At 70.6% G+C, this 21866-nt stretch carries 21 protein-coding genes and 1 tRNA gene; 7 read left to right on the forward strand and 15 right to left on the reverse strand.

The genetic code is table 11. The features are described from left to right. Positions 1 to 49 precede the first annotated feature (49 nt). The 3 genes from MSA03_RS10280 (at position 50) to MSA03_RS10290 (ending at position 3349) form a co-directional block, all read left to right on the forward strand. Entirely contained in the window at positions 50 to 1738 is a 1689-nt protein-coding gene (locus MSA03_RS10280) for an MDR family MFS transporter (protein ID WP_147050919.1), read from the forward strand. Next, a complete protein-coding gene (locus MSA03_RS10285; RefSeq protein WP_028494849.1) occupies positions 1731 to 2192 on the forward strand; it encodes a MarR family winged helix-turn-helix transcriptional regulator in 462 nt (153 codons plus the stop codon). Before MSA03_RS10280 ends, MSA03_RS10285 begins: the two co-directional genes overlap by 8 nt. A gap of 125 nt (positions 2193 to 2317) precedes the next feature. Beyond that, the gene (locus tag MSA03_RS10290; protein ID WP_028494848.1) at positions 2318 to 3349 is read left to right on the forward strand and encodes an NADP-dependent oxidoreductase; all 1032 of its coding nucleotides are present in this window, start codon (positions 2318 to 2320) and stop codon (positions 3347 to 3349) included. A 62-nt stretch (positions 3350 to 3411) separates the two neighbouring features. Here MSA03_RS10290 and MSA03_RS10295 read toward each other — a convergent pair whose 3' ends face one another. After that, positions 3412 to 4296, reverse strand: coding sequence for a LysR family transcriptional regulator ArgP (locus MSA03_RS10295; RefSeq protein WP_028494847.1), 885 nt, complete (start codon positions 4294 to 4296; stop codon positions 3412 to 3414). 75 nt (positions 4297 to 4371) lie between these two features. On the opposite strand from MSA03_RS10295, the gene MSA03_RS10300 reads away from it, so the two are divergent. After that, a complete protein-coding gene (locus tag MSA03_RS10300; protein WP_170245486.1) occupies positions 4372 to 5013 on the forward strand; it encodes a LysE/ArgO family amino acid transporter in 642 nt (213 codons plus the stop codon). A gap of 6 nt (positions 5014 to 5019) precedes the next feature. On the opposite strand, the gene MSA03_RS10305 is transcribed toward MSA03_RS10300, so the two are convergent. Continuing rightward, on the reverse strand, positions 5020 to 5367 hold the full coding sequence (locus MSA03_RS10305; protein WP_147050921.1) for an iron chaperone: 348 nt from the start codon (positions 5365 to 5367) through the stop codon (positions 5020 to 5022). Between the two features lie 45 nt (positions 5368 to 5412). On the opposite strand from MSA03_RS10305, the gene MSA03_RS10310 reads away from it, so the two are divergent. Beyond that, positions 5413 to 5688, forward strand: a complete 276-nt coding sequence (locus MSA03_RS10310) for an acylphosphatase (RefSeq protein ID WP_147050922.1) — start codon at positions 5413 to 5415, stop codon at positions 5686 to 5688. Between the two features lie 162 nt (positions 5689 to 5850). On the opposite strand, the gene rplA is transcribed toward MSA03_RS10310, so the two are convergent. The 12 genes from rplA to gabT form a co-directional block, all read right to left on the reverse strand. After that, positions 5851 to 6540, reverse strand: a complete 690-nt coding sequence (gene rplA, locus MSA03_RS10315) for a 50S ribosomal protein L1 (protein WP_028494841.1) — start codon at positions 6538 to 6540, stop codon at positions 5851 to 5853. Positions 6541 to 6553: 13 nt separating this feature from the next. Then, entirely contained in the window at positions 6554 to 6985 is a 432-nt protein-coding gene (gene rplK / locus MSA03_RS10320; RefSeq protein WP_028494840.1) for a 50S ribosomal protein L11, read from the reverse strand. 81 nt (positions 6986 to 7066) lie between these two features. Then, on the reverse strand, positions 7067 to 8122 hold the full coding sequence (gene nusG, locus MSA03_RS10325) for a transcription termination/antitermination protein NusG (RefSeq protein ID WP_028494839.1): 1056 nt from the start codon (positions 8120 to 8122) through the stop codon (positions 7067 to 7069). A gap of 62 nt (positions 8123 to 8184) precedes the next feature. Continuing rightward, positions 8185 to 8448, reverse strand: a complete 264-nt coding sequence (gene secE / locus MSA03_RS10330; RefSeq protein ID WP_028494838.1) for a preprotein translocase subunit SecE — start codon at positions 8446 to 8448, stop codon at positions 8185 to 8187. Between the two features lie 48 nt (positions 8449 to 8496). Beyond that, positions 8497 to 8569 (reverse strand) — tRNA-Trp (locus MSA03_RS10335). Between the two features lie 136 nt (positions 8570 to 8705). After that, positions 8706 to 9143: a pyridoxamine 5'-phosphate oxidase family protein gene (locus tag MSA03_RS10340; protein ID WP_028494837.1), complete on the reverse strand. Its 438-nt coding sequence runs from the start codon at positions 9141 to 9143 to the stop codon at positions 8706 to 8708. Between the two features lie 77 nt (positions 9144 to 9220). After that, complete coding sequence (locus MSA03_RS10345; protein ID WP_147050923.1) at positions 9221 to 10585, reverse strand: NAD-dependent succinate-semialdehyde dehydrogenase; 1365 nt, start codon at positions 10583 to 10585, stop codon at positions 9221 to 9223. A 19-nt stretch (positions 10586 to 10604) separates the two neighbouring features. Further along, complete coding sequence (locus MSA03_RS10350) at positions 10605 to 12059, reverse strand: NAD-dependent succinate-semialdehyde dehydrogenase (RefSeq protein WP_028494835.1); 1455 nt, start codon at positions 12057 to 12059, stop codon at positions 10605 to 10607. A gap of 7 nt (positions 12060 to 12066) precedes the next feature. Further along, a complete protein-coding gene (locus tag MSA03_RS10355) occupies positions 12067 to 13617 on the reverse strand; it encodes an APC family permease (RefSeq protein ID WP_147050924.1) in 1551 nt (516 codons plus the stop codon). Beyond that, positions 13614 to 14501 (reverse strand): universal stress protein, encoded by an 888-nt coding sequence (locus tag MSA03_RS10360; protein ID WP_147050925.1) that lies wholly within the window; start codon positions 14499 to 14501, stop codon positions 13614 to 13616. Before MSA03_RS10360 ends, MSA03_RS10355 begins: the two co-directional genes overlap by 4 nt. Further along, positions 14498 to 15856, reverse strand: a complete 1359-nt coding sequence (locus MSA03_RS10365) for a flavin monoamine oxidase family protein (protein WP_028494832.1) — start codon at positions 15854 to 15856, stop codon at positions 14498 to 14500. Before MSA03_RS10365 ends, MSA03_RS10360 begins: the two co-directional genes overlap by 4 nt. A 28-nt stretch (positions 15857 to 15884) precedes the next feature. After that, positions 15885 to 17234, reverse strand: a complete 1350-nt coding sequence (gene gabT, locus MSA03_RS10370; RefSeq protein ID WP_147050926.1) for a 4-aminobutyrate--2-oxoglutarate transaminase — start codon at positions 17232 to 17234, stop codon at positions 15885 to 15887. A 92-nt stretch (positions 17235 to 17326) separates the two neighbouring features. On the opposite strand from gabT, the gene MSA03_RS10375 reads away from it, so the two are divergent. Beyond that, entirely contained in the window at positions 17327 to 18889 is a 1563-nt protein-coding gene (locus tag MSA03_RS10375; protein ID WP_147050927.1) for a PucR family transcriptional regulator, read from the forward strand. A 7-nt stretch (positions 18890 to 18896) separates the two neighbouring features. On the opposite strand, the gene MSA03_RS10380 is transcribed toward MSA03_RS10375, so the two are convergent. After that, positions 18897 to 20363 (reverse strand): helix-turn-helix transcriptional regulator, encoded by a 1467-nt coding sequence (locus MSA03_RS10380; protein WP_147050928.1) that lies wholly within the window; start codon positions 20361 to 20363, stop codon positions 18897 to 18899. A gap of 137 nt (positions 20364 to 20500) precedes the next feature. On the opposite strand from MSA03_RS10380, the gene aceA reads away from it, so the two are divergent. Further along, on the forward strand, positions 20501 to 21817 hold the full coding sequence (gene aceA, locus MSA03_RS10385; protein ID WP_028494829.1) for an isocitrate lyase: 1317 nt from the start codon (positions 20501 to 20503) through the stop codon (positions 21815 to 21817). Positions 21818 to 21866 lie beyond the last annotated feature (49 nt).

A 21866-nucleotide genomic window follows, 5' to 3' on the forward strand; every position in this document is an offset into this window, starting at 1 on the left:
TTTGTCATCTTTCGTCGGCTCCGCCGCTCCACTCCCACGAAGGACCTGCATGACCTCCCCCACACCCACCGCCGGCCGCCCGGCCATGTCGCATCGCCAGGTGCTGCAGGCCCTCTCCGGCCTCATCCTCGGCATGTTCGTCTCGATGATCGCGACGACCGTCGTGTCGACCTCGCTCCCGGTCATCGTCCACGACCTCGGTGGAGACCAGAACGCGTTCACGTGGGTTGTGACGGCGACCCTGCTCACCACCGCCATCTCGACGCCCATCTGGGGCAAGCTCGCCGACCTCATGAACCGCAAGGTGCTGTATCAGGGCGCCATCGTGCTGTTCGTGCTGGCGACCGCCGCGGCCGGTTTCGCGCAGGACACCGGCACGCTCATCGCGTTCCGCGCCGTACAGGGGCTCGGGGCGGGCGGCCTCGCGGCGCTCAGCCAGGTCATCATGGCCGACATCATCAGCCCGCGTGAGCGCGGCCGATACATGGGCCTGTTCGGCGCGGTCATGGCCGTGGCCACCGTCGGCGGGCCGCTCCTCGGCGGCGTCATCACCGACGCCTTCGGGTGGCGCTGGAACTTCTTCGTCTCCCTGCCGATCGCCATCGCGGCGCTCATCCTCGTCCAGACGACGCTGCACCTGCCGAAGCGCGCGAAGGTCAAGGCGCGCATCGACTACCTCGGCATCGTCCTGCTCTCCGCCGCTGTCTCCCTCCTGCTCATCTGGGTCACGAGCGCCGGCACGAGCTTCGACTGGTGGAGCACCGAGACCGTCCTCATGGTCGGCGGCGCCCTGCTCGGCGCCATCCTCTTCGTGATCGTCGAACTGCGCTCGTCCGAGCCCCTCATCCCGCTGTCGCTGTTCCGCAACCGCACCTTCACCTTGTCCGTGATCGCCTCGATCGCGACCGGCATCGCGATGTTCGGCGCGTCGGTCTTCCTCGGCCAGTACATGCAGCTCGCCCGCGGCGCGACGCCCACCGAGGCCGGCCTCATGACGATCCCGATGATCGCGGGTCTCCTGCTGTCCTCCGTCGGCGTGGGCGCCCTCATCACGAAGTACGGGAAGTGGAAGCCGTATCTGCTCGTCGGATCGGTCTCCCTCATCGCCGGTGCGACGCTGCTGTCGACGATCAACTACGACACGAACTTCGCGCTGGTCTCGCTCTACATGTTCCTGCTCGGCGCCGGTGTCGGCATGACGATGCAGAACCTCGTGCTCGTCGTGCAGAACACCGCCAAGCCCACCGAGATCGGCGTCGCGAGCTCCGGCGTCACCTTCTTCCGCAGCCTCGGCGGCACGATCGGGGTCTCCGTCATGGGCGCCGCGCTGGCCACCCGCGTGGCCGACCTCGTCACCAGCACGAAGGACGACATCGCCGCGGCGATCGCCGCCCTCGGCGACAAGGCGCCGTACTGGGCGGAGCAGCTGCAGTCCGGCACGCTGCCGCAGGTCTCCTCGATGCCGGAGGGGCTGCGGGTCCTCTTCGAGGACATCTACGCGCAGGGCATCTCGCACTCGTTCCTCATCGCGGTGCCGTTCGCCGTGATCAGCCTCATCGCGATCATCTTCCTGCCCAACGCGCCGCTGACGAAGATGACGACGACGGAGCGTCTGCAGGCCGGCGAAGCCGACCTCGCGACCGTCTCCGTCCCCGCCGGGATGGGGACCCTCACCGCCACCGGATCGACCGCGGATGCCGCCGCGTCGAGCGCACCCCGTGCGCGTGACGATGGCTGAGGACACCCGCGAGGCCCGCACTGAGGCGGTGCGGGCCCTCGAGGCCGAGTTCGGCGAGCTGGTCAGCCGCTTCCGCAGGATCATCACCGAGAACGCCCACCGGGTCAGCCCGGGCCTTCTGCCCGGCGCGTACAAGGTGTTCACGACGATCGTGCGGCGCCAGCCGGTCACGACGTCGGCCCTCGCGGAGTGCCTCACCGCCGACAAGGGCCAGATCAGCCGCACGGTGCGCGAGCTCGAGGAGCTCGGGCTCGTCCAGCGCGCACCGGATCCGACCGACGGGCGTTCGAGCCTGCTCTCCCCCACGCCGCACGGCCTGGAGCGGCTCGCCGCAGCGCGCGCGCCGCACGAGGGCATCCTGGTCGACGCGCTGGAGCAGTGGCCCCTCGAGGACATCAGCAACCTCACCCGCCTCCTGCATGCGCTGACGAGCGGAGAGCGTCCGGCGCTCTGACGGCCTCGACCTTAGCCGCCCGGTAGCACCCGCGTAACACGGTCGAGACAATCGCCCTGTTGACTGGTGTCCAGACCCAGAGACCAGTGCCGCCGACGCCGGCCGGCGCGCGGAAGGAGCGACCGATGAGATTCCGGCCGCTGCGCACAGCACCCGCCCCCGACGCCCCGAGCATCGACGTCGCCGAGCCCCCCGCCACCATGCGTGCCGTCGTCTTCGACGCGCCCGGCGGCCCCGACGTCCTCCGCGAGGCGGCGGTCCCCGTCCCCTCGCCCGTCATGAGCGAACTGCTCGTGCGGATCGTGGCGGCCGGCGCCAACCCGATCGACGCGAAGACGCGCGCCGGCCGCGGTGTCGCAGGGGCCATCCCTGCCTTCCCCAGCACGCTCGGCTTCGACTTCAGCGGTGTCGTGGTCAAGGCTCCGTACGAGGCCCATCCGCTGCCGGTCGGCACCGAGGTGTTCGGCATGGCCTCGTTCCCGCGGTCCGGCGGCACGTACGCGGAGTACGCCGTGGTGCCCTCGCTCTCCGTGGCCCGGAAGCCCGCTTCGCTCTCGCACGTCGCGGCGGCCGGAGTTCCCCTGGCTGCCCTCACGGCGTGGGGGCTCGTCGTCGAGACGGCGCATGCGCACGAGGGCCAGCGGATCCTCATCCACGCCGGCAGCGGCGGCGTCGGCCATTTCGCGGTGCAGCTGGCCGCGTACTTCGGCGCCCATGTGACGACGACCGGCTCGGAGCGCAACCTCGCCTGGCTCCGCGAACTGGGGGCGTCGGTCGTCATCGACTACGCCACGACCCGGTTCGAGGACGTGACCGGCGACGTCGACGTGGTGATCGACCTCGTCGGCAACGTGCACGACGACACCGGCAGCCGTTCGCTCACCGTGCTCCGCCCCGGCGGCCTGTATGTCATGGTGCCCTCCGGCGGCTGGCCCGAATACGCCGCGGAGGCCGCTGCCGCCGGCGTGCGGGCGACGTCGTACAAGGTCATCCCGGACGGCGGCGTCCTGTCGACGATCGCCCGGCTGCTCGATTCGGGTGCCATCCAGGTGTACGTCGACCGCGTATTCGACCTCTCCGACGCGGCCGCGGCGCACCGGGAGCTCGAGCGCGGGCACTCGCGCGGCAAGATCGTGCTGGCGGTCGGCGACGCGTAGACCCGCGCCGCGGCCGGCGACGCGTGCGCCGGCCCCGCGCACCGGCGCCGGGCGCGGGCGTCTCAGGCCGCGAGGACCCGCCGCCCCTCCGTCACGATCGCCTCGGCGATCGCATCCAGGAGCGGTGACCGCAGGTTCCACTGCTGCCAGTGCAACGGGACATCGACCGCCGGACCGCCGAGCAGCACGAGTTCGCCGGCAGCCACCGCCCGCTCCCACTGCAGCCTGGGCAGCAGCGCCCAGCCGAGGCCGAGTCGCGCGGCGGTCGCGAAGTCGTGCGACGCCGGGATGTAGTGCCGCGGCGGCCGGGACGGATCGACGCCCCACGCGGCGAGCCACTGCCGCTGCAGGTCGTCGCGGCGGTCGAAGTCGATGAGCGGCGCCTCGGCCAGCGCCGCGGCATCCACGCCGCCGGGCAGCCACCTCGCGACGAAGGCGGGCGTCGCGACGGCCTCGTAGCGGAGCACCCCCAGCGGGCTCACGCGGCATCCCGCGACGGGGGCGGCCCGGGAGGTGACCGCGCCCATCACCGTGCCCGACTCCAGGAGCCCCGCCGTGAAGTCCTGGTCGTCGCGGTGCAGGTCGAAGACGACGGGATGCCGCTCCGCGAGCCGCGCGAGCGGGGGAAGGAACCACGTCGCGAGGGAGTCCGCGTTGACGGCCAGCGGCACCGAGATCCGCGCCCCGTCCTCGGCCCCGAGCTCGGCACGCGCATCATGCTCCAGGAGCGCCAGCTGCCGCGCGTACCGGACGACCGCATGCGCGGCCTCCGTCGGCCGGACGGGCTTCGTGCGCACGAGGAGCACACGGCCGACCTGCTCCTCGAGGGATTTGATCCGCTGGCTCACCGCCGAGGGGGTCACGTGCAGGCGGCGGGCGGCGGCATCCAGACTGCCCTCGTCCAGCACGACTGCGAGGGTCTCGGCCAGGTCGGCGGGAATGCGCATGCATCAGTTCTACTTCAGCGGCGTAAGAATCGTGAACTGGACTGCAGGTTCGGAGCTCCGTAGCGTTCAGGGGTGATCACCTCCGTCCTCGCCGGGTTCGGCCTCGGACTCTCCCTCATCGTCGCGATCGGCGCGCAGAACCTCTTCGTCCTGCGGCAGGGAATCCGGCGTGAGCATGCGCTCGCGGTCGCCGCAGTGTGCGCCGTGTCGGATGCCGCGCTGATCGCCGTGGGCGTCTCCGGGCTGGGCGCCGTCCTCCAGGCGGCGCCCTGGCTCGTCGACGCCGCCAGGTGGGGCGGGGCGATCTTCCTCGGCGGGTACGCCCTGCTCGCCGCGCGACGCGCCCTGCGGCCGTCCGGCGCGGCGCTGCGGATCGAAGGGGACCCTGCGGCGGCCGGCGGCGCACCGGGGGGCGCCGTCGCGACGCGGACCCGACTCGCGCCGGTCATCCTCACGTGCCTCGCACTGACGTGGCTCAACCCGCACGTGTACCTCGACACGGTCTTCCTGCTCGGCTCGGTGGCGAGCACGCATGGCGCGCTGCGCTGGTGGTTCGCCGCGGGCGCGGCGACGGCATCCGTCGTGTGGTTCTTCAGCCTCGCGCTCGGGGCGCGGCACCTCGGCCGCTGGCTGTCGAGCCCCCGCGCGTGGCGCGTGCTCGACGGGATCATCGCCGTCGTGATGCTGGCGATCGCCGTCTCGCTCGTTCTGGGCTGAGTCCGGTCACGACCCGTCGATCTGCGCCTTCCGCGCCAGCACGAGCGCGCGGAGGGTCTCGTCGGGCAGCGGCGTCTCGGGCGCGAGGCGGATCGTCCCCTTCGCCGTGTCGACGCCGTCCAGGAGCGGCGCGATCTCGATGATCGCCGCGGGGCTGAAGGGGTAGACCCCGATGTGATGCTTCGCCCGCATGAGCGAGAGGAGCGACTTCCCGCGGTAGGTCAGCGCCGGCATCCCGTAGCCGAGGCCCTGCTCCGCCTCGGGGACCGCCGCCCGCGCCACGTCGTAGGCGTGACCGATGACGGCGGCATCGGCCGGGTCGAGCTCCGCGAGGTAGTCGTCGATGGTTCCCATGGCGGCATCCTGTCATCTCGCGCCGCGGCGCGACAGGATGAAGTCATGAGGCGCGTGCGGGTGATCGTTCGAGGCGACGTGCAGGGCGTCGGCTATCGCTACACGATGCGGATGGTGGCCCAGGAGGCCGGCGTCGCCGGCTGGGTGCGCAACCGCCGCGACGGATCGGTCGAAGCCGAGGTCGAGGGAACGCCGACGCAGGTCGACGACGTGCTGGCGTGGATGGCCGAGGGGCCGCCCGGCTCACGCGTCGATGCGACGGAGGTCACCGAGCGCGCACCGACCGGGGATCGCGGTTTCGAGGTCCGTCGCGACGCCTGACCGGGCACTGACCTCCTCGCGGGCAGTGAGAAACCACATCCGGCGTGAGAAACCACGCCTCGCGTGATGTCTCGTGCTGGATGTGGTTTCTCGGGGTCACGCGCGACATCCGAGAACGACGAAGGGCCCCACCCGCAGGTGAGGCCCTTCGTGCGATGAGCGTCAGGCGAAGACGTTGACGTCCAGCGGGATGCCGGGACCGAACGTGGTCGAGACGGCGCCCTTCTGGATGTAACGGCCCTTCGAGCTCGACGGCTTGAGGCGGACGATCTCCTCGAGCGCGGCACGGAAGTTCTCGTTCAGCTGCTCGGCCGTGAAGGAGGCCTTGCCGACGACGAAGTGCACGTTGGCGTGCTTGTCGACGCGGAACTCGATCTTGCCGCCCTTGATCTCCTCGACGGCCTTGGCCGGGTTGGGGGTCACGGTGCCGGTCTTGGGGTTCGGCATGAGGCCGCGGGGGCCCAGGACCTTACCGAGTCGACCGACCTGGCCCATGAGCTCGGGCGTGGAGACGGCCGAGTCGAACGCGGTGTAGCCGCCGGCGACCTTCTCGATGAGCTCGGCGCCGCCGACCTCGTCCGCACCTGCGGCGATGGCCGCTTCGGCGGCCGGCCCGGTCGCGAACACGATGACGCGGGCGGTCTTGCCCGTGCCGTGCGGCAGGATGACCGTGCCGCGGACCATCTGGTCCGCCTTGCGCGGGTCGACGGCGAGCTTCAGGGCCACCTCGACGGTGGAGTCGAACTTCTTGGAGCCCGTCTCCTTCGCCAGGGCGACGGCCTCAGCCGACGTGTAGAACTTCTCGCGGTCGATCTTCGCCGCGGCTGCTTCGTAAACCTTGGACTTAGCCATTGTGCTCTTCCCCTCAGCCTTCGACCGTGATGCCCATGGAGCGGGCGGTGCCGGCGATGATCAGCGAGGCGGCCTCGATGTCGTTCGCGTTCAGGTCGGGCATCTTCTGCTCGGCGATCTGACGAACCTGCTCCTTGGTGAGCTTCGCGACCTTGACCGTGTGCGGCGTGCCGGATCCCTTGGGGACGCCGGCGGCCTTCTTGATGAGCTCCGCCGCGGGCGGGGTCTTCAGGATGAACGTGAAGCTGCGGTCCTCGTAGACGGTGATCTCCACGGGGATGACGTTGCCGCGCTGCGACTCCGTCGCGGCGTTGTACGCCTTGCAGAACTCCATGATGTTGACGCCATGCTGACCGAGCGCGGGGCCGATCGGCGGCGCCGGGTTGGCTGCACCGGCGTTGATCTGAAGCTTGATCAGGCCGGTCACCTTCTTCTTCGGTGCCATTCTTTTTCCTTTCAACGAGCGGATGCCGTCGGCATCCCTCTCTCCCGCGCACCCGGGCGGGTGGCGGTGTCCTTGGGTGAGCTACTGCTTGGTGACCTGGTCGAAGCTGAGCTCGACCGGAGTCTCGCGCTCGAAGAGCGAAACGAGGACGGTGAGCTTGCCGCTCTCCGGCTTGATCTCGCTGATGGAGCCCGGGAGACCCGCGAACGAGCCTTCCTTGATCGTGATCGTCTCGCCGACCTCGAAGTCGACCTCGGTGACGATGCTGCGCGCCTGCGTGGCGGAGCCCTTCGCGGAGCCCTTGGCCGTCGCGACCTCCTTGACCTCGACGAGCGACTTCAGCATGTTGAAGGCCTCTTCGAACCGCAGCGGCGTCGGGTTGTGGGCGTTGCCCACGAAGCCGGTGACACCGGGGGTGTGACGGACGACCGACCAGGTGTCCTCGTTGAGCTCCATGCGCACGAGCACGTAGCCGGGGATCCGGACGCGCGTGACCATCTTGCGCTGGCCGTTCTTGATCTCGACGACGTCCTCCATGGGGACCTCGACCTGGTAGATGTCCTCTTCGACCTCGAGCGTGTTCTTGCGCTGCTCGATGTTGGCCTTCACCTTGCGTTCGAAGCCCGCGTAGGAGTGGATGACGAACCACTTGCCGGGAAGCTCACGCAGCTCGGCGCGGAAGGCCTCGTACGGGTCCTCGGGTTCGGCATCCGCGGCCGCGTCGTCGGCATCCTCGTCGTCGGCATCCTCGACCTCGGCGCTGTCGTCACCGAGCTCGGGGCCGTCGTACGGGGTGACCTCGTCGGCCGCCTCGGCGGCGCGGTCGGCCTCCTCCTCGGCGATGGAGTCGTTCAGCACCTCTGCAGCGGCCTCAGCCTCGGCCGCCTCGTCGATCTCGAGTGCGTCGTTCACGATGGCGTCTGCCTCCGGGTCGTCGATGTCGATGTCGTCCAGGTCGCCGTCGACGTCGTCCTCGTCGTCGCCGTCCTCGTCCACGACGTGGATGGCGGCGTGCTCTGCGGCTTCGACCGAGCGCTCCTGATCGGCGAGGACGTTGCCCTCCTGGGCTTCGTCGTCCTCACTGGACTGCTCTGCGGCCGTCGCCCAGTCGGCGTCGTCGACATACTTTTCAGACACTTGCGTTCTCTTCCATTGGGGGTCTGGATGCCATCAGGCACCCGAGCGGTCTCCGGGGGAGATCAGCTCGGTACGCCGAAGACGATGGTCGTGATCCAGACGAACAGGACGTCGAGCCCGTACACGATCGCCATCATGACGACGACGAATCCGAGCACGACGGCCGTGAACTTCAGGAGCTCCTGGCGCGTCGGGGTGACGACCTTGCGGAGTTCGGCGAAGACCTGACGGATGAACAGGGCGATCCGCTGGAAGAAGTTCAGCTTCTTCTCGCGGGTGGCGCCGCTCGCGGCGACGACCTCGCCGTTCGGCTCATCCTGGACCATTCAACCCACCTGTTGTGACTTCATCCGTGCCAGCAAGATGCTGACGCGCAGGGCGGACAGGAATCGAACCTGCAACCTGCGGTTTTGGAGACCGCTGCTCTGCCAATTGAGCTACCGCCCTAAGGTCTTCCGACCCGGGTGTCCGTACTTCTACCGTAACCAGTTCCAGGGGGTTCCCGATCCGCGGGCACGGCGAAAGAATGCAGACAACTGCGTCCTCAAGTGTACGTCATCCACCCGGGAGGGCGCGAACCGGGTCAGTACTCCTGCACGCCGTAGCGATCCGGCTCCTCGCCCCGTCGGAACTCCCGGCCGGACAGGGAGGCCGCCTCGATGCGCACGTAGTTGTACTTGAGCGTGGGGATCCAGGGCTTCAGCGGCAGGGTGTCCGCGGCGGCGACTTCGGATGAGGTGTCCAGTCGTCGTGCATGGCCGCGCACGACGACACTCCAGGCGTCCTGCTCCGTGTACCGGTCGGCTTCGAAGAGCACCGCGTCGTTGATGGACAGCTCGGTCAGCTTGCTGCCTTCGGCCGTGCGGAACACGATCGACTGCCCGTCCACGACGTAGTTGACCGGGAAGATGTCGAACACCTCCCCCACATGCGTCACGAGACGACCCAGCTGCTGCTGCTCCAGGCGCTCCCAGCACTGTTCGTCGGTCAGATGGGTGACGACGTCGGCAATGTCCTCCATGGCTCCATCCTGCCCCTTCCGGACGCGTCCCGACAGGCCACCGGCCGTGGCAATCCCGGCATCCGGTCGTCGTCGCGTCAGGCCGTGCGGATGAGCTTCTTGTTGACGAACTCGTCCGCCGCCAGGAGACCCATCTCGCGTCCGGTGCCGCTGCGCTTGACGCCGCCGAACGGCAGCTCCGGCGAATCGGCGAGGACGACGTTGATGTAGACCATTCCGGCCTCGATCCGGTCGGCGACGCGCTTCGCCTGCTCGGCGTCCGTCGTGAAGACGTACGAACCCAGGCCGAACGGCGTGCCGTTCGCGACGGCGATCGCCTCGTCCTCATCGGCGACGCGGTAGACGACGCCGACGGGGCCGAAGAACTCCTCGCGGTACGCGTCCATGTCCTCGGTCACACCGGTCAGCACCGTGCCCGGGTAGTACGCGCCGTCACGCACGCCCCCCGTCACGAGCGTCGCGCCCTGTGCGACGGCGCGGTCGACCTGCTCCGCGAGCCGCTCGGCGGCCGTCAGCGAGGACAGCGGCCCGATGACGGTGTCCTCGGCGAACGGATCGCCCACGGTCGCGCCGCCGATGCCGGCGGCGAACTTCTCCACGAACTGCTCGTACAGGTCGTCCACGACGATGAAGCGCTTGGCGGCGTTGCAGGACTGCCCGTTGTTGTCCAGGCGCGCGTCGACGGCCATCTGGACGGCCCCGTCGAGATCGTCGGTGGACAGCAGGATGAACGGGTCCGATCCGCCGAGCTCGAGGGCGACCTTCTTGAGGTTCCTTCCCGCGACCTCGGCCACGGCGGCCCCGGCCCGCTCCGAGCCGGTGACCGACACGCCCTGCACGCGCGGGTCGGCGATGACCTCGGCGGCCTGCTCGTTGGTCAGCCGCACGTCGGCGTACGCGCCGGCCGGGAACCCGGCGTCGGCGTACATCTGCGCGATCGCGGCGGCCGACTCCGGGCACTGCGGTGCGTGCTTGAGGAGGATCGTGTTGCCGACCGCGAGGTTCGGCGCCGCGAAGCGGGCGACCTGGTAGTAGGGGAAGTTCCACGGCATGATGCCCAGCAGCGCGCCGAGCGGGGCGCGGCGGATGACAGCGGTGCCCTCCCCGAGGATGTCGATCGGGGTGTCCCGGGTGATCTCCTCGATGTGGTCGGCGTAATACTCGGTGATGTCGGCGGCGAAGTCGACCTCGCCCTCCGCGGCGGCGAGCGGCTTGCCCATCTCGCGGACGATGACGGCGGCGAGCTCGTCGCGTCGCTCGCGGTGCAGCTCGGCGACGCGGCGCAGCAGCGCGGCGCGTTCGGCCGGGGTCGAGGTGCGTCCCCAGGTGCGGGCGGCCTCGGCGGCCGCGGCGACGGCCGCCTCGACCTCGGCGTCGGTCGCGGTGGGGTAGGTGGCGAGGGTCTCCCCGGTCGCGGGGTTGACCACGGCGTAGGTGCTCATGATGCTCCGTTCCTCCCGCTCAGTCGGCGGGGATGAGGGTGTACTTCGTGGACAGGTACTCCTGGATGCCTTCCAGCCCGCCTTCGCGGCCCATGCCGGACTGCTTGACCCCGCCGAAGGGGGCGGCGGCGTTGGAGACGACGCCGGCGTTGAGTCCCATCATCCCCGTCTCGAGGCGGTCGATCATCCGGTGGCCGCGGGCGAGGTCTCGCGTGTAGACGTAGGACACGAGGCCGTACTCGGTGTCGTTCGCGAGGCGCACGGCCTCGTCCTCGTCGCGGAAGGTCGTGATCGCGAGGACGGGGCCGAAGATCTCCTCGCGCAGCAGCGCACTGCCGGAGGCCACCCCGGCCAGCACCGTCGGCGCGAAGAACGTGCCGGGCCCGTCGATCGGCGAGCCGCCGGTGAGGACGCGGGCACCGCGGCCGACGGCATCCTGCACGAGTTCCCCCGTCTTCACGACGGCCTTGTCGTCGATCAGCGGACCGATCTGCACGCCGTCGTCGGTCCCCGCCCCGACGCGCATGGCGGCGACGCGCTCGGCGACCCGGCGGGCGAACTCGTCGGCGACCGTCTCGTGGACGAGGAACCGGTTGGCGGCGGTGCAGGCCTGCCCGATGTTGCGGAACTTCGCCGCCATCGCGCCGTCCACGGCCTTGTCGAGGTCGGCGTCGTCGAACACGACGAACGGCGCGTTGCCGCCGAGCTCCATCGAGACGCGGAGCACACCCTCCGCCGCCTGCGCGATGAGCCGCTTCCCCACCGGCGTCGAGCCGGTGAACGACAGCTTCCGCAGTCGCCGGTCGGCGATGACGGGAGCCGAGACGTCCGCCGACCGTGTCGTGGTGACGACGTTGACGACGCCGGGCGGCAGCCCCGCGTCCTCGAGCAGCCGGGCGAACAGGAGGGTCGTGAGGGGGGTGAGCTCAGCGGGCTTGACGACGACGGTGCAGCCCGCGGCGAGCGCGGGCGCGATCTTGCGGGTGGCCATCGCGAGCGGGAAGTTCCACGGGGTGATGAAGAAGCAGGGACCGACCGGGTGCTGCGTGACGATCATGCGCCCGGTGCCCTCGGGATTGAGCCCGTAGCGCCCGGAGATGCGCACGGCCTCCTCGCTGAACCAGCGGAGGAACTCCCCGCCGTACACGACCTCCCCGCGGGCCTCCGGGAGCGGCTTGCCCATTTCGAGGGTCATGACGAGGGCGAACTCCTCGGCGCGCTCCTGCAGCAGGTCGAACGCCCGCCGGAGGATCTCGCCGCGGGCCCGGGGCGCGGTGGCGGCCCAGGACTCCTGGGCGGCGACCGCCGCATCGAGGGCGCGGATGGCGTCCTCCGCACTCGCGTCGGCGATCTCGGCGAGCACGGCGCCGCTCGCGGGGTCGAAGACCGGGAAGGTCTTCGACCCCGCGGCGTCGGTCCATGCGCCGTCGACGAACAGCTGCGTCGGCACGCCGACGGGCAGGGCGGTGGTCATGCCGTGCTCAGCCCTTCCGGCGGCGGCTGGGCGGGGCATCCATGGCGAGGGTCTCGCCGCGGAAGAACGCCGGTCGCCGGATCGCCTGCCAGATCATCACGATGACGCCGATGACGATGATCGCCATCCCGAGGATGAACACGATGCCCACCCCGCCGACCTCGGCACCGGAGCCGTACGCCGGGTCCATCGAGTCGATGAGCGTCGTCACGAACAGGACGAGGAGGATGACGCCGCCGATGAGCGGGAAGAGGAACGTGAAGAACACGTTCCGCGTCGAGTCGAACCACTGCTTGCGGAAGTACCAGACGCACGCGAACGCCGTGATGCCGTAGTAGAAGCAGATCATCATGCCGAGCGTGAGGATCGTGTCCCACAGCGTGTTCTCGCTGACGACGCGCATGACGGCGTAGAAGGCGGATGCCACGATCGCCGAGACGATCGTCGCGTACCCGGGCGTGAAGAACCGCGGGCTGACCTTCGCGTACGCGGGCGGCAGGGCCCCGTAGTGTCCCATCGCGAGCAGCGTCCGGGCCGGCCCGACGAACGTGGACTGCAGCGACGAGGCGGAGCTCGTGAGCACCGCGAGCGACACGAGGAACGCGAGCGGGCCGAGCACGGGGTCGGAGAGGAAGAAGAACACGTTGCCCTGGATGTCCTCGTTGCCGAGGCCCAGCTCCCCCGTCCCGACGCCGGCGAACATGATCATGGCGACGGCGAGCAGCAGGTACAGCGACACGATCGTGAGGACCGTGACGGTCGCGGCCCGCCCGGGCGTGCGCTCGGGGTCCTTCGTCTCCTCGTTCATCGTGAGCGTGACGTCCCAGCCCCAGAAGATGAAGATCGACAGCGAGAGCCCCGCCGCGAACGCGCTGAAGGAGGGCACCGCGAACGGGTTGAACCAGTTGAAGTCGAACGGGGTGTAGTCGAATCCGTTGCCGCTCACGGCCTGCACGATCGCCGCGACGGCGAAGATCAGCAGCACCGCGACCTGGAACGTGACGAGCACGTACTGCAGCTTCTGGGTGGTCTGCATGTCACGGTACGAGATGTATGTCGCTCCGAGCATGAAGAGCAGGCACACCGCGATGTTGATGAAGGTGTTCGTCGCGAGGTTCGCGATGTCGGGGTTCCCGGTGATCTGCGAGATCAGCAGGAAGAGGAAGTCCACGGCGACGCCGGCGAGGTTGGAGAGCACGAGGATCGTGGCGACGACGAGCCCCCAGCCGGCCATCCACCCGACCCACGGTCCGAAGGCGCGCGCGGCCCACGTGAACGACGTGCCGGCATCCGGCATCCGGTTGTTCAGCTCGCGGTAGCCGAACGCCACCAGCAGCATCGGGATGAAGCCGATGAGGATGATCGCGGGAACCTGCGCGCCGACGACGGATGCCGTGGGGCCGACCGCCGCCGTGAAGGTGTAGGCCGGGGCGATGCACGAGATGCCGATGACGACGGCGCCGAGGAGGCCGACGGTGCCGGCGCTCAGGCCCTTGTTCGACAGTCCGCCGGTCGGCTCGGCGGTGGGGGCCAGCGGTGCTGCTTCGGGTGCGCTCATCGCTGTTCTCCTTCCTGGGTGCGGGTGCGGGGCACGACGATCATCGGCACCGGGACTTCGTGGAGCATCTTGGCCGCCGTGGAGCCCAGGAACAGGCGCCGCGGCCGGGCGAGGCGGCTCGAGCCGACGAGGAGGACCTCGCCGGGCTGCCAGTCGAGGCCGCGCACGGCGTCCTCGATGCTGTCACCCTCGGCGACGACGACCTCCGCGCCCAGCCGGTCGGGCAGTTCGGCGCGCGCGGCGGCGAGGACGTCGGAGGCGGCGGTCGAGCCGGCCGTGCGGATCGCGGCCGTGTCGGCCGTCGCGGGCAGGTCGACGGGGAGGAGGGAGAGGAGCCGCACGGAGGCTCCCGTGGCGTCGGCGAGCGCGACGGTCTCCTCGATGAGGGCGTCGGCCCCGGGTCGGGTGCCGATGGCGACGGTCAGCCGACCGAGCGGGGTGTCGGCGGCGAGCTTGCGGGTGCCGCGCGGCACGAGCACGACGGGCACGTCCGAGGAGTGCAGCAGTTCAGTCGTGGTCGACCCCAGGCGGTGCCGGCCGCGTGCCCCGCCGTCGGCGGCTCCGACGACGATGTGCGACGCGCCGATCTCATCGGCGAGATCGATCAGCCCCTCCGCGAACGACTCCGCGGCGCGGATCTGCCGCGTGACGGGAGTCCCCTCCGGCAGGAGCGCCTCGGCGGCGTCCAGCCACTCCCCCGCCTGGGCACGCAGGTGCCGGTCGTAGGAGGCGTCCGGGGGTGTGATGACGCTGCGCCCCTCGGACGGGAGGATGATGGCGACGTGCAGCGGCGCGGCGCTGGCTGCGGCCAGACGTGCGCCGAAGGCGAGGGCGTCGCGCCCGGGTTTGGTGGCGGTATAGCCGACGATGACAGGTGCGCTCACGCGCGGACCTCCTCGAGGATGGTGTCGGCGACGAGTCGACCCATGCGGATCGCGCCGTCGACGTGCTGGTATCCCGCGCCGGCCAGATCGCTGCAGGCGAAGTGGACGGGTCCGACGGGGGTGCGCAGGTCTGCGCCGTAGCGGGAGAGCCCGCCCAGATCGAAGCTCGCGGCGTACGCGCCGCGGGTCCACTCCTCCGCACCCCAGTCGCTCTCGTAGTACACGACGGGGTTCTTCGCCTCCGGCCCGTAGTAGTGGGAGAGCGATTCGAGGATGCGCTCACGGCGCTCCTCGGCGGAGACCCGGAACACGTCGTCGGCGTTCCGGTCTGAGACGAAGCCGACGAGGGTCCCTCGTTCGTCGCCGTGGTTGGTGTTGTCGTAGGCCTCGTGCGACAGCTCGTAGGGGCTGAACGCCGTGCCGGACAGGCCCTGCTCGCGCCAGAACGGGCGGTCGTAGACCGCGTGCACCTTGATCACGAACCCCATCGAGAGGTGCTGGTGCATCTGGTGCTGGAGGCGGGGCAGGGCGGGGACGAACGAGATCCGGTTGTAGAGCACGGGCGCGAGCGCCAGGATCCCGTGGCGGGCGCGCACCGTCATGCCGTCGGCGATGGCCGTGACCCCGGCATCCGACCACTCCATCGTGCGCACCGGCTCGTTCAGGAAGACGTCGTCGCCGAGGCGCTCCGCAAGAAGGAGCGGCACCTGCTGGAGGCCGCCGACGACGCGTTTGTCGAGGATGAAGTCCGCGTCCACGAGGTTCGAGTAGCTGCCGGCGCTGGCCGCCATGAGGAGCGACTGCAGGAGCGAGAACGCGTGCGTGGGCTTCGTGAGCATGGCCGACCCGGTCGCGAACGCGAGGTTGCGCACCGCCTCGTCGTCGTCGGTCTGCGCGCGCAGCCAGGCATCCCAGGAGACCCGGTCCCACTCCTCCGCCCGCGGGTGCGCCCACGGGCGATCGGGGTCGATCTCGGCCACCATGGCGTCCAGGCGCTCCGTGATCTCGGTGATGACGGCTTCGGTCTCCGCGCTCACCGGGAAGACGTCACCGGTGAAGCGGGAGACGGTTCCGTCGGGACCGATGTAGACGCTGTCGCCCTCGCGGTACCGGCTGAAGGTCTCCAGGCCCAGGTCCGCGACCGTCTCGATGAGCGCGTCCTGGTCGGGCGAGACCCACTGGCCGCCGATCTCGAGCATGGCGCCCTCGATCGTGTCGGTCCACAGGCGACCGCCGACGCGGTCACGCGCTTCGAGGACCGCGACGGAGAGGCCTGCCTTGCGCAGCTGGTTCGCGGCGGTGAGGCCGGCGGCACCGGCCCCGACGATGACGACGTCCCGGGTGATCTCATTCATGACTTCTCCTTCTGCGACGTCTCGGACGTCACTGCGCGGTGAGGACGGCGGCGACGACATCCAGACCTTCATGCAGAAGGTCGTCGCCGATCGCGAGGGGCGGGAGGAACCGGATGACGTTGCCGTAGGTGCCGCAGGTGAGGACGATGACGCCCTCCGCGATGCACGCCTTCGCGATAGCGGAGGTCAGGGCGGCATCCGGCGCCTTCGTCGCGGGGTCGACGAACTCGGCGGCGATCATCGCGCCGTGACCGCGGACGTCGCCGATGCGCGGGTCACCGGCCTGCAGCGACTCGAGACGGGTGCGGAGGATCGTGCCGATCTCCTGCGCCCGCTCCAGCAGCCCTTCGTTCTCGTACGCGTCGATGGAGGCCAGCGCCGCGGCGCACGCGACGGGGTTGCCGCCGTACGTGCCGCCGAGCCCTCCGCTGTGCGAGGCGTCCATGATCTCGGAGCGCCCGGTGACGGCGGCGAGAGGCATGCCCCCCGCGATGCCCTTGGCGGTCGTGATGAGGTCGGGCACGATCCCGAACAGCTCGCTGGCGAACATGGCCCCGGTGCGGGCGAAGCCGGTCTGCACCTCGTCCGCGATGAACACGACGCCGTTGTCACGGCACCAGTCGACGACGGCCGGCAGGAAGCCCTCGGCGGGGACGATGAATCCGCCTTCGCCCTGGATGGGCTCGATGATCACGGCGGCGAGGTTGTCGGCGCCGATCTGCTTCTCGATCGTCGAGATGGCCTTGGCCGCGGCCTCCGCGCCGGTGAGCCCGTCGCGGTAGGGGTAGGAGGCCGGAACGCGGTAGATCTCGGAGGCGAAGGGCCCGAAGCCGCTCTTGTACGGCATGGCCTTGGCGGTGAGGGCCATCGTCATGTTGGTGCGCCCGTGGTAGGCGTGGTCGAACGCGACGACGGCCTGGCGGCCGGTGTGCTTGCGGGCGATCTTGACGGCGTTCTCGACGGCCTCGGCGCCGGAGTTGAACAGTGCGCTCTTCTTGGCGTGGTCGCCGGGCGTCAGGCGGTTGAGGGCCTCGGCGACGGCGACGTAGGACTCGTACGGCGAGATCATGAAGCACGTGTGGGTGAAGCGGGCCACCTGCTCCTGCACGGCGGCGACGACCGCGGGGTGGGCGTTGCCGACGGTCGTGACCGCGATGCCGGCGCCGAGGTCGATGAGCGAGTTGCCGTCGGCGTCGACGACGACGCCGCCCCCGGCGGCGACGGCCTCGATCGGCACCGTGTGGCCGACACCCGCCGCGACGGCGGCCGCCTTGCGGTCGAGCAGCTCCTGGGACCGCGGTCCCGGGATGGCGGTCTGAATGCGGCGCTCCTGCAGAAGAGAGGGGCCGCCGGCGAGAGAGGTGTCGGTGAGGCTCATGCGGGGAGCGTATGCCCGCCGTGGCGGCCACCACAGTGGCCGTCCGGTACATTTCGAGACGACAGGATGTACATCACGTACAGGGAGGTGCCATGTCCGTGGCCGAGCCGGAGCCCACTCTTCGCGAATTGCTGCGCCGCCGTGACCTGCGCCTGCGGCTCGCGCTGCCCGAAGCGGAGCTGGACCCGGAGGCCCTGGATCGCACGATCCGCTGGGTGCACGGCTCCGACCTCGCCGATCCGACGCCGTTCCTCGCCGACGACCTCATCCTCCTGACGACGGGGACCCAGTTCGTGTCCGGCGGTGCCGGTGCCGCGGAGGATCCGGCGCCGTACGTGGAGTACGTGGCACGCCTCGATGCGCGCGGGGTCCGCGGCCTCGGCTTCGGCACCGAAGTCGTCCGCGACGGCATCCCGCCCGCCCTCGTGGACGCGTGCCGGGCCGTGCGGATGCCGCTGTTCGAAGTCCCGTATCGGACGCCGTTCATCGCCGTGGCCCGCGCCAACGCGGAGGCGATCGCGGCGCAGGCGTACGCGCGCCGCAGCTGGGCCCTGTCGGCGCAGCGGGCGCTCTCCCTTGCCGCGCTGCGCGCCGGCGGGGTCGAATCGACCCTGGTCGAGCTCGGTCGTCAGCTCGGCACGTGGGCCGGGCTGTTCGACGCCTCCGGCACCGTCACGCGGGAGCACGCCGGCCCCCTGGAGCCCGAGACCGCGGCCGCCCTCCGCGAGGAGGTGGCCGGCATGCTCCGCCGCGGCGCGCGTGCCGGCGCCGCCGTCCGCATCGGCGGCACCGACTTCACGGTGCAGACGCTCGGGCGCGGCGGCCATCTCCGGGGCGCGGTCGCGCTCGCCGCCGGCGGACTCGACCATGAAGCCCGCGGCGTCGTCACCGCCGCGGTCGCCACGATCGGGCTGGCCCTCGAGCAGCAGGAGAGCGTCGAGCGGGCGCGGCGGGCCCTCCACCGCGGCATCGCCCAGCTGCTGGTCGCGGGGCAGGGCGCACTCGCGGGACGGACGCTCCGCGAGACGGGCATGGCGCTGCCCGCGGAGCCGGTGCTCGTCGCCGTCGCCGCGCTGCCGGCCCCTGCCCGTGCGGCGTGGGAATGGGTGGACGCGCGCTCGGCGGAGGCCCGCGGGGCGCTGTTCGCGGGCGGCGTCGAGGACGGCGTCCTGCTCATCGTCCCGGCCGGCGCGCGCGATCTCCTCGACGAGTTCGCGGCGCGCGTCGGCACGCGCGTCGGCGTCTCCGCGCCGACGCGGTACGCGGCGATGGCGGAAGCCGTCGTGGCGGCGCGGGTGGCGCGCGAGCGGGGTACGGAGCCCGTCACGCACTTCGGTGAGCTCATCGACCGGGGCATCCTGCCGGCCCTGGCCGGACCGGGCCCGCGCGCAGCCGCGGCGGCGCTCCTCGGGCCGCTGCGCGCCCACGATGCCCGCACCGGGTCCGACCTCACGCGCACCGTCCGGGGATGGCTGGATGCGGAGTGCTCGCACGAGCGCGCGGCGCGGGAGCTGGGGGTCCACCGGCACACCGTCCGCGCGCGCCTCGCGCAGGCCGAGACCCTGCTCGGCCGCGACCTGTCATCCTTCGCGGTCCGCGCCGAGCTGTGGACGGCATTCGCGTTGGACGCGGGCCCGAGCCACGCGGGCCCGTAGCGACGGTTCAGCCGCGCGGCGCGTGGCCGTCGAGGAACTCGTACAGGTCGGTCGTGTCCACGCCCGGGAAGGCGCCGCTCGGGAGCGTCGCGAGCAGCGTCCGCGGCGTGCGGACGTTCGGCCACGCCTGGTCGCGCCACTGGCCCTCGAGCTCGGCCGGGGCACGGCGGCAGCACACCTCGACGGAGTGCCGGGAGATCCCCCGGTTCGGGCTGTCCCGCCCGATGAACCACTTCGTGTCCTCGAACCGCACGCCGACCGACACCGAGTGTGCGCCCTCGCTGGAGGGCTCGACCCGCGCCGTGCACCAGTAGGTCCCGTTGCCGGTGTCGGTGTACTGGTAGTACGGGTTGAACTTGTCCGGGATGTCGAAGACGACGCGGCTCGTCCACCTCCGGCAGCACATCTGGCCCTCGATGGAGCCGAGCCGGTCGGAGGGGAAGTTCACGTCGTCGTTCTCGTACGCCTTCGTGATGGTGCCGGACTCGTGCACCTTGAGGAAGTGCACGGGGATGTCCAGGTGCTGCGTCGCGAGGTTCGTGAACCGGTGCGCCGCCGTCTCGTACGAGACCGAGTACGCGTCGCGGAGGTCTTCGATGGAGATCGCCCGGCGGGACTTGGCATCCTGCAGGAACGCCACCGCGTGGTCCTCCGGGATCAGCAGGGCGCCCGTGAGGTAGTTCGTCTCCACCCGTTGACGGAGGAACTCCGCGTAGGAGCGCGGCTCCGCATGCCCGAGGATGCGGCTGGAGAGCGCCTGCAGCACGGCGGTGCGCGAGTCGCCCTTGGCCGGGACGGTGCTGGAGAGGTACAGGCGGCCGTTCTTCAGGTCGACGACGCTGCGGGTGGACGGCGGCAGGTCGGGCACGTAGTGCAGTGAGAACCCCAGATGCGCCGCGATGTCCGATGCGGTGCGCTGGGTCAGCGGCCCGCCGGGGTGGTCGACGGCGTCCAGGATGCTGCGGGCCTGGGTTTCGAGCTCCGCGAAGTGGTTGTCCTGCCGGCGCATGAGGTGACGCAGCTCGACGTTGGCGCGCCGGGCCTCCTCGGGCGTCGCCGACCGCTCATCGTTGAGCCGCTCCACCTCGCCCTGCAGGGCGAGCAGGGCCTGCAGCGCCTCGTTCGGTACGGACTTGCCGATGCGGAAGGGCTCGATGCCCAGCGCCCGGAACGTCTGCCCCTTCATGGCGCGCTCGAGCGCGATCTCCAGCGTCGCGCGTTCGTCGAGGGGTTCCGCCTCCAGGAGCGCGTCGATCGTCGTGCCGAGAGCGCGCGCGATCGTCCGCAGGAGGGTCAAGCGCGGCTCGCGCTTCCCGGTCTCGATCATCGACAGCTGACTGGGCGCACGATCGACCGCCGCGGCGAGGTCGTCGAGCGTCATCCCGCGCGCCGTCCGCAGCTGGCGGATGCGGCGGCCGATAGTGAGCGCGTCGGCCGTGTCCGGCTCGACGGGGGCGTCTTCCACGATCGTCATGTCCGGAAGTGTGTCACAAGAACAGAAGATCCTGCAATCTTCACAGCTCGATCCGTCAAGTCACTGCCGAAAGTTCACGCAGAGTGGATCCACACCACCCCGCCGGAGGAACCGGCACCCGACGAAGGAGAACCGACATGACGATCCAGGCCACCCCCGGTCAGCCGCCGCTCCGCGCCGGCGACCAGACGCAGACCGCCGCCGAGCTGCAGGAGATCTGGGACACCGATCCCCGCTGGGACGGCGTCGAGCGCACGTACACGGCGGAGGACGTCATCCGCCTCCGGGGGTCGGTCCGCGAGGAGAACACGCTGGCCCGCCGCGGCGCGGAGAACCTGTGGAACCTCCTGCACACCGAGGACTACATCCGGGCCCTGGGCGCCTACACGGGCGGCCAGGCCGTGCAACAGGTGCGGGCAGGCCTGAAGGCCATCTACCTCTCCGGCTGGCAGGTCGCCGCCGACGGGAACCTCGCCGGGCAGACCTACCCCGACCAGAGCCTGTACCCCGCCAACTCGGTGCCGGCCGTCGTCCGCCGCATCAACAACGCCCTCATCCGCCAGGACCAGATCGAGCACGCCGAGGGCACCCTCACGCAGGACTGGCTGGCGCCCATCGTCGCCGACGCGGAGGCCGGGTTCGGGGGACCCCTGAACGCGTACGAGCTCGCGCAGTCGCTCATCGCCTCCGGCGCCGCCGGCATCCACTGGGAGGACCAGCTCGCGAGCGAGAAGAAGTGCGGCCACCTCGGCGGCAAGGTGCTCGTCCCGACCCAGCAGCACATCCGCACGCTCAACGCGGCCCGGCTGGCGGCCGACGTCGCCGACGTCCCGACCATCATCATCGCCCGCACCGACGCGCTGGCCGCCGACCTGCTCACGAGCGACGTCGACCCGCGCGACCAGGAGTTCACGACCGGTGAGCGCACGAGCGAGGGCTTCTACCGCGTGCGGCCGGGTCTGGAATCGGTCATCAGCCGCGGACTCGCGTTCGCCCCGTACGCCGACCTCATCTGGGTCGAGACCGGCGAGCCCGACATCGAGCTGGCCCGTGACTTCGCGAAGGCGATCCACGCGCAGTTCCCCGGTAAGCTCCTGGCCTACAACTGCTCGCCGAGCTTCAACTGGAAGCGCCACCTCGACGACGAGCAGATCGCGAGCTTCCAGCAGGAGCTCGCGGACCTGGGCTACAAGTTCCAGTTCATCACACTGGCCGGCTTCCACGCCCTGAACTACTCGATGTTCGACCTCGCCAAGGGCTACGCCGAACGCGCCATGAGCGCCTACGTCGAGCTCCAGGAGGCCGAGTTCGCGTCCGAGGCCCGCGGCTACACCGCCACGAAGCACCAGCGCGAGGCCGGAACCGGCTACTTCGACTTCGTCTCGACGGCGCTCAACCCCGACAGCGCCACGCTCGCCCTGGTCGGATCGACCGAGGCGCAGCAGTTCCACTGAACTGCGCATCCACATCTCTCCAAGTGACAGCACCGTCACCCACGCACAG

Source organism: Microbacterium saccharophilum, assembly GCF_007992455.1.
Classification (GTDB): domain Bacteria; phylum Actinomycetota; class Actinomycetes; order Actinomycetales; family Microbacteriaceae; genus Microbacterium; species Microbacterium saccharophilum.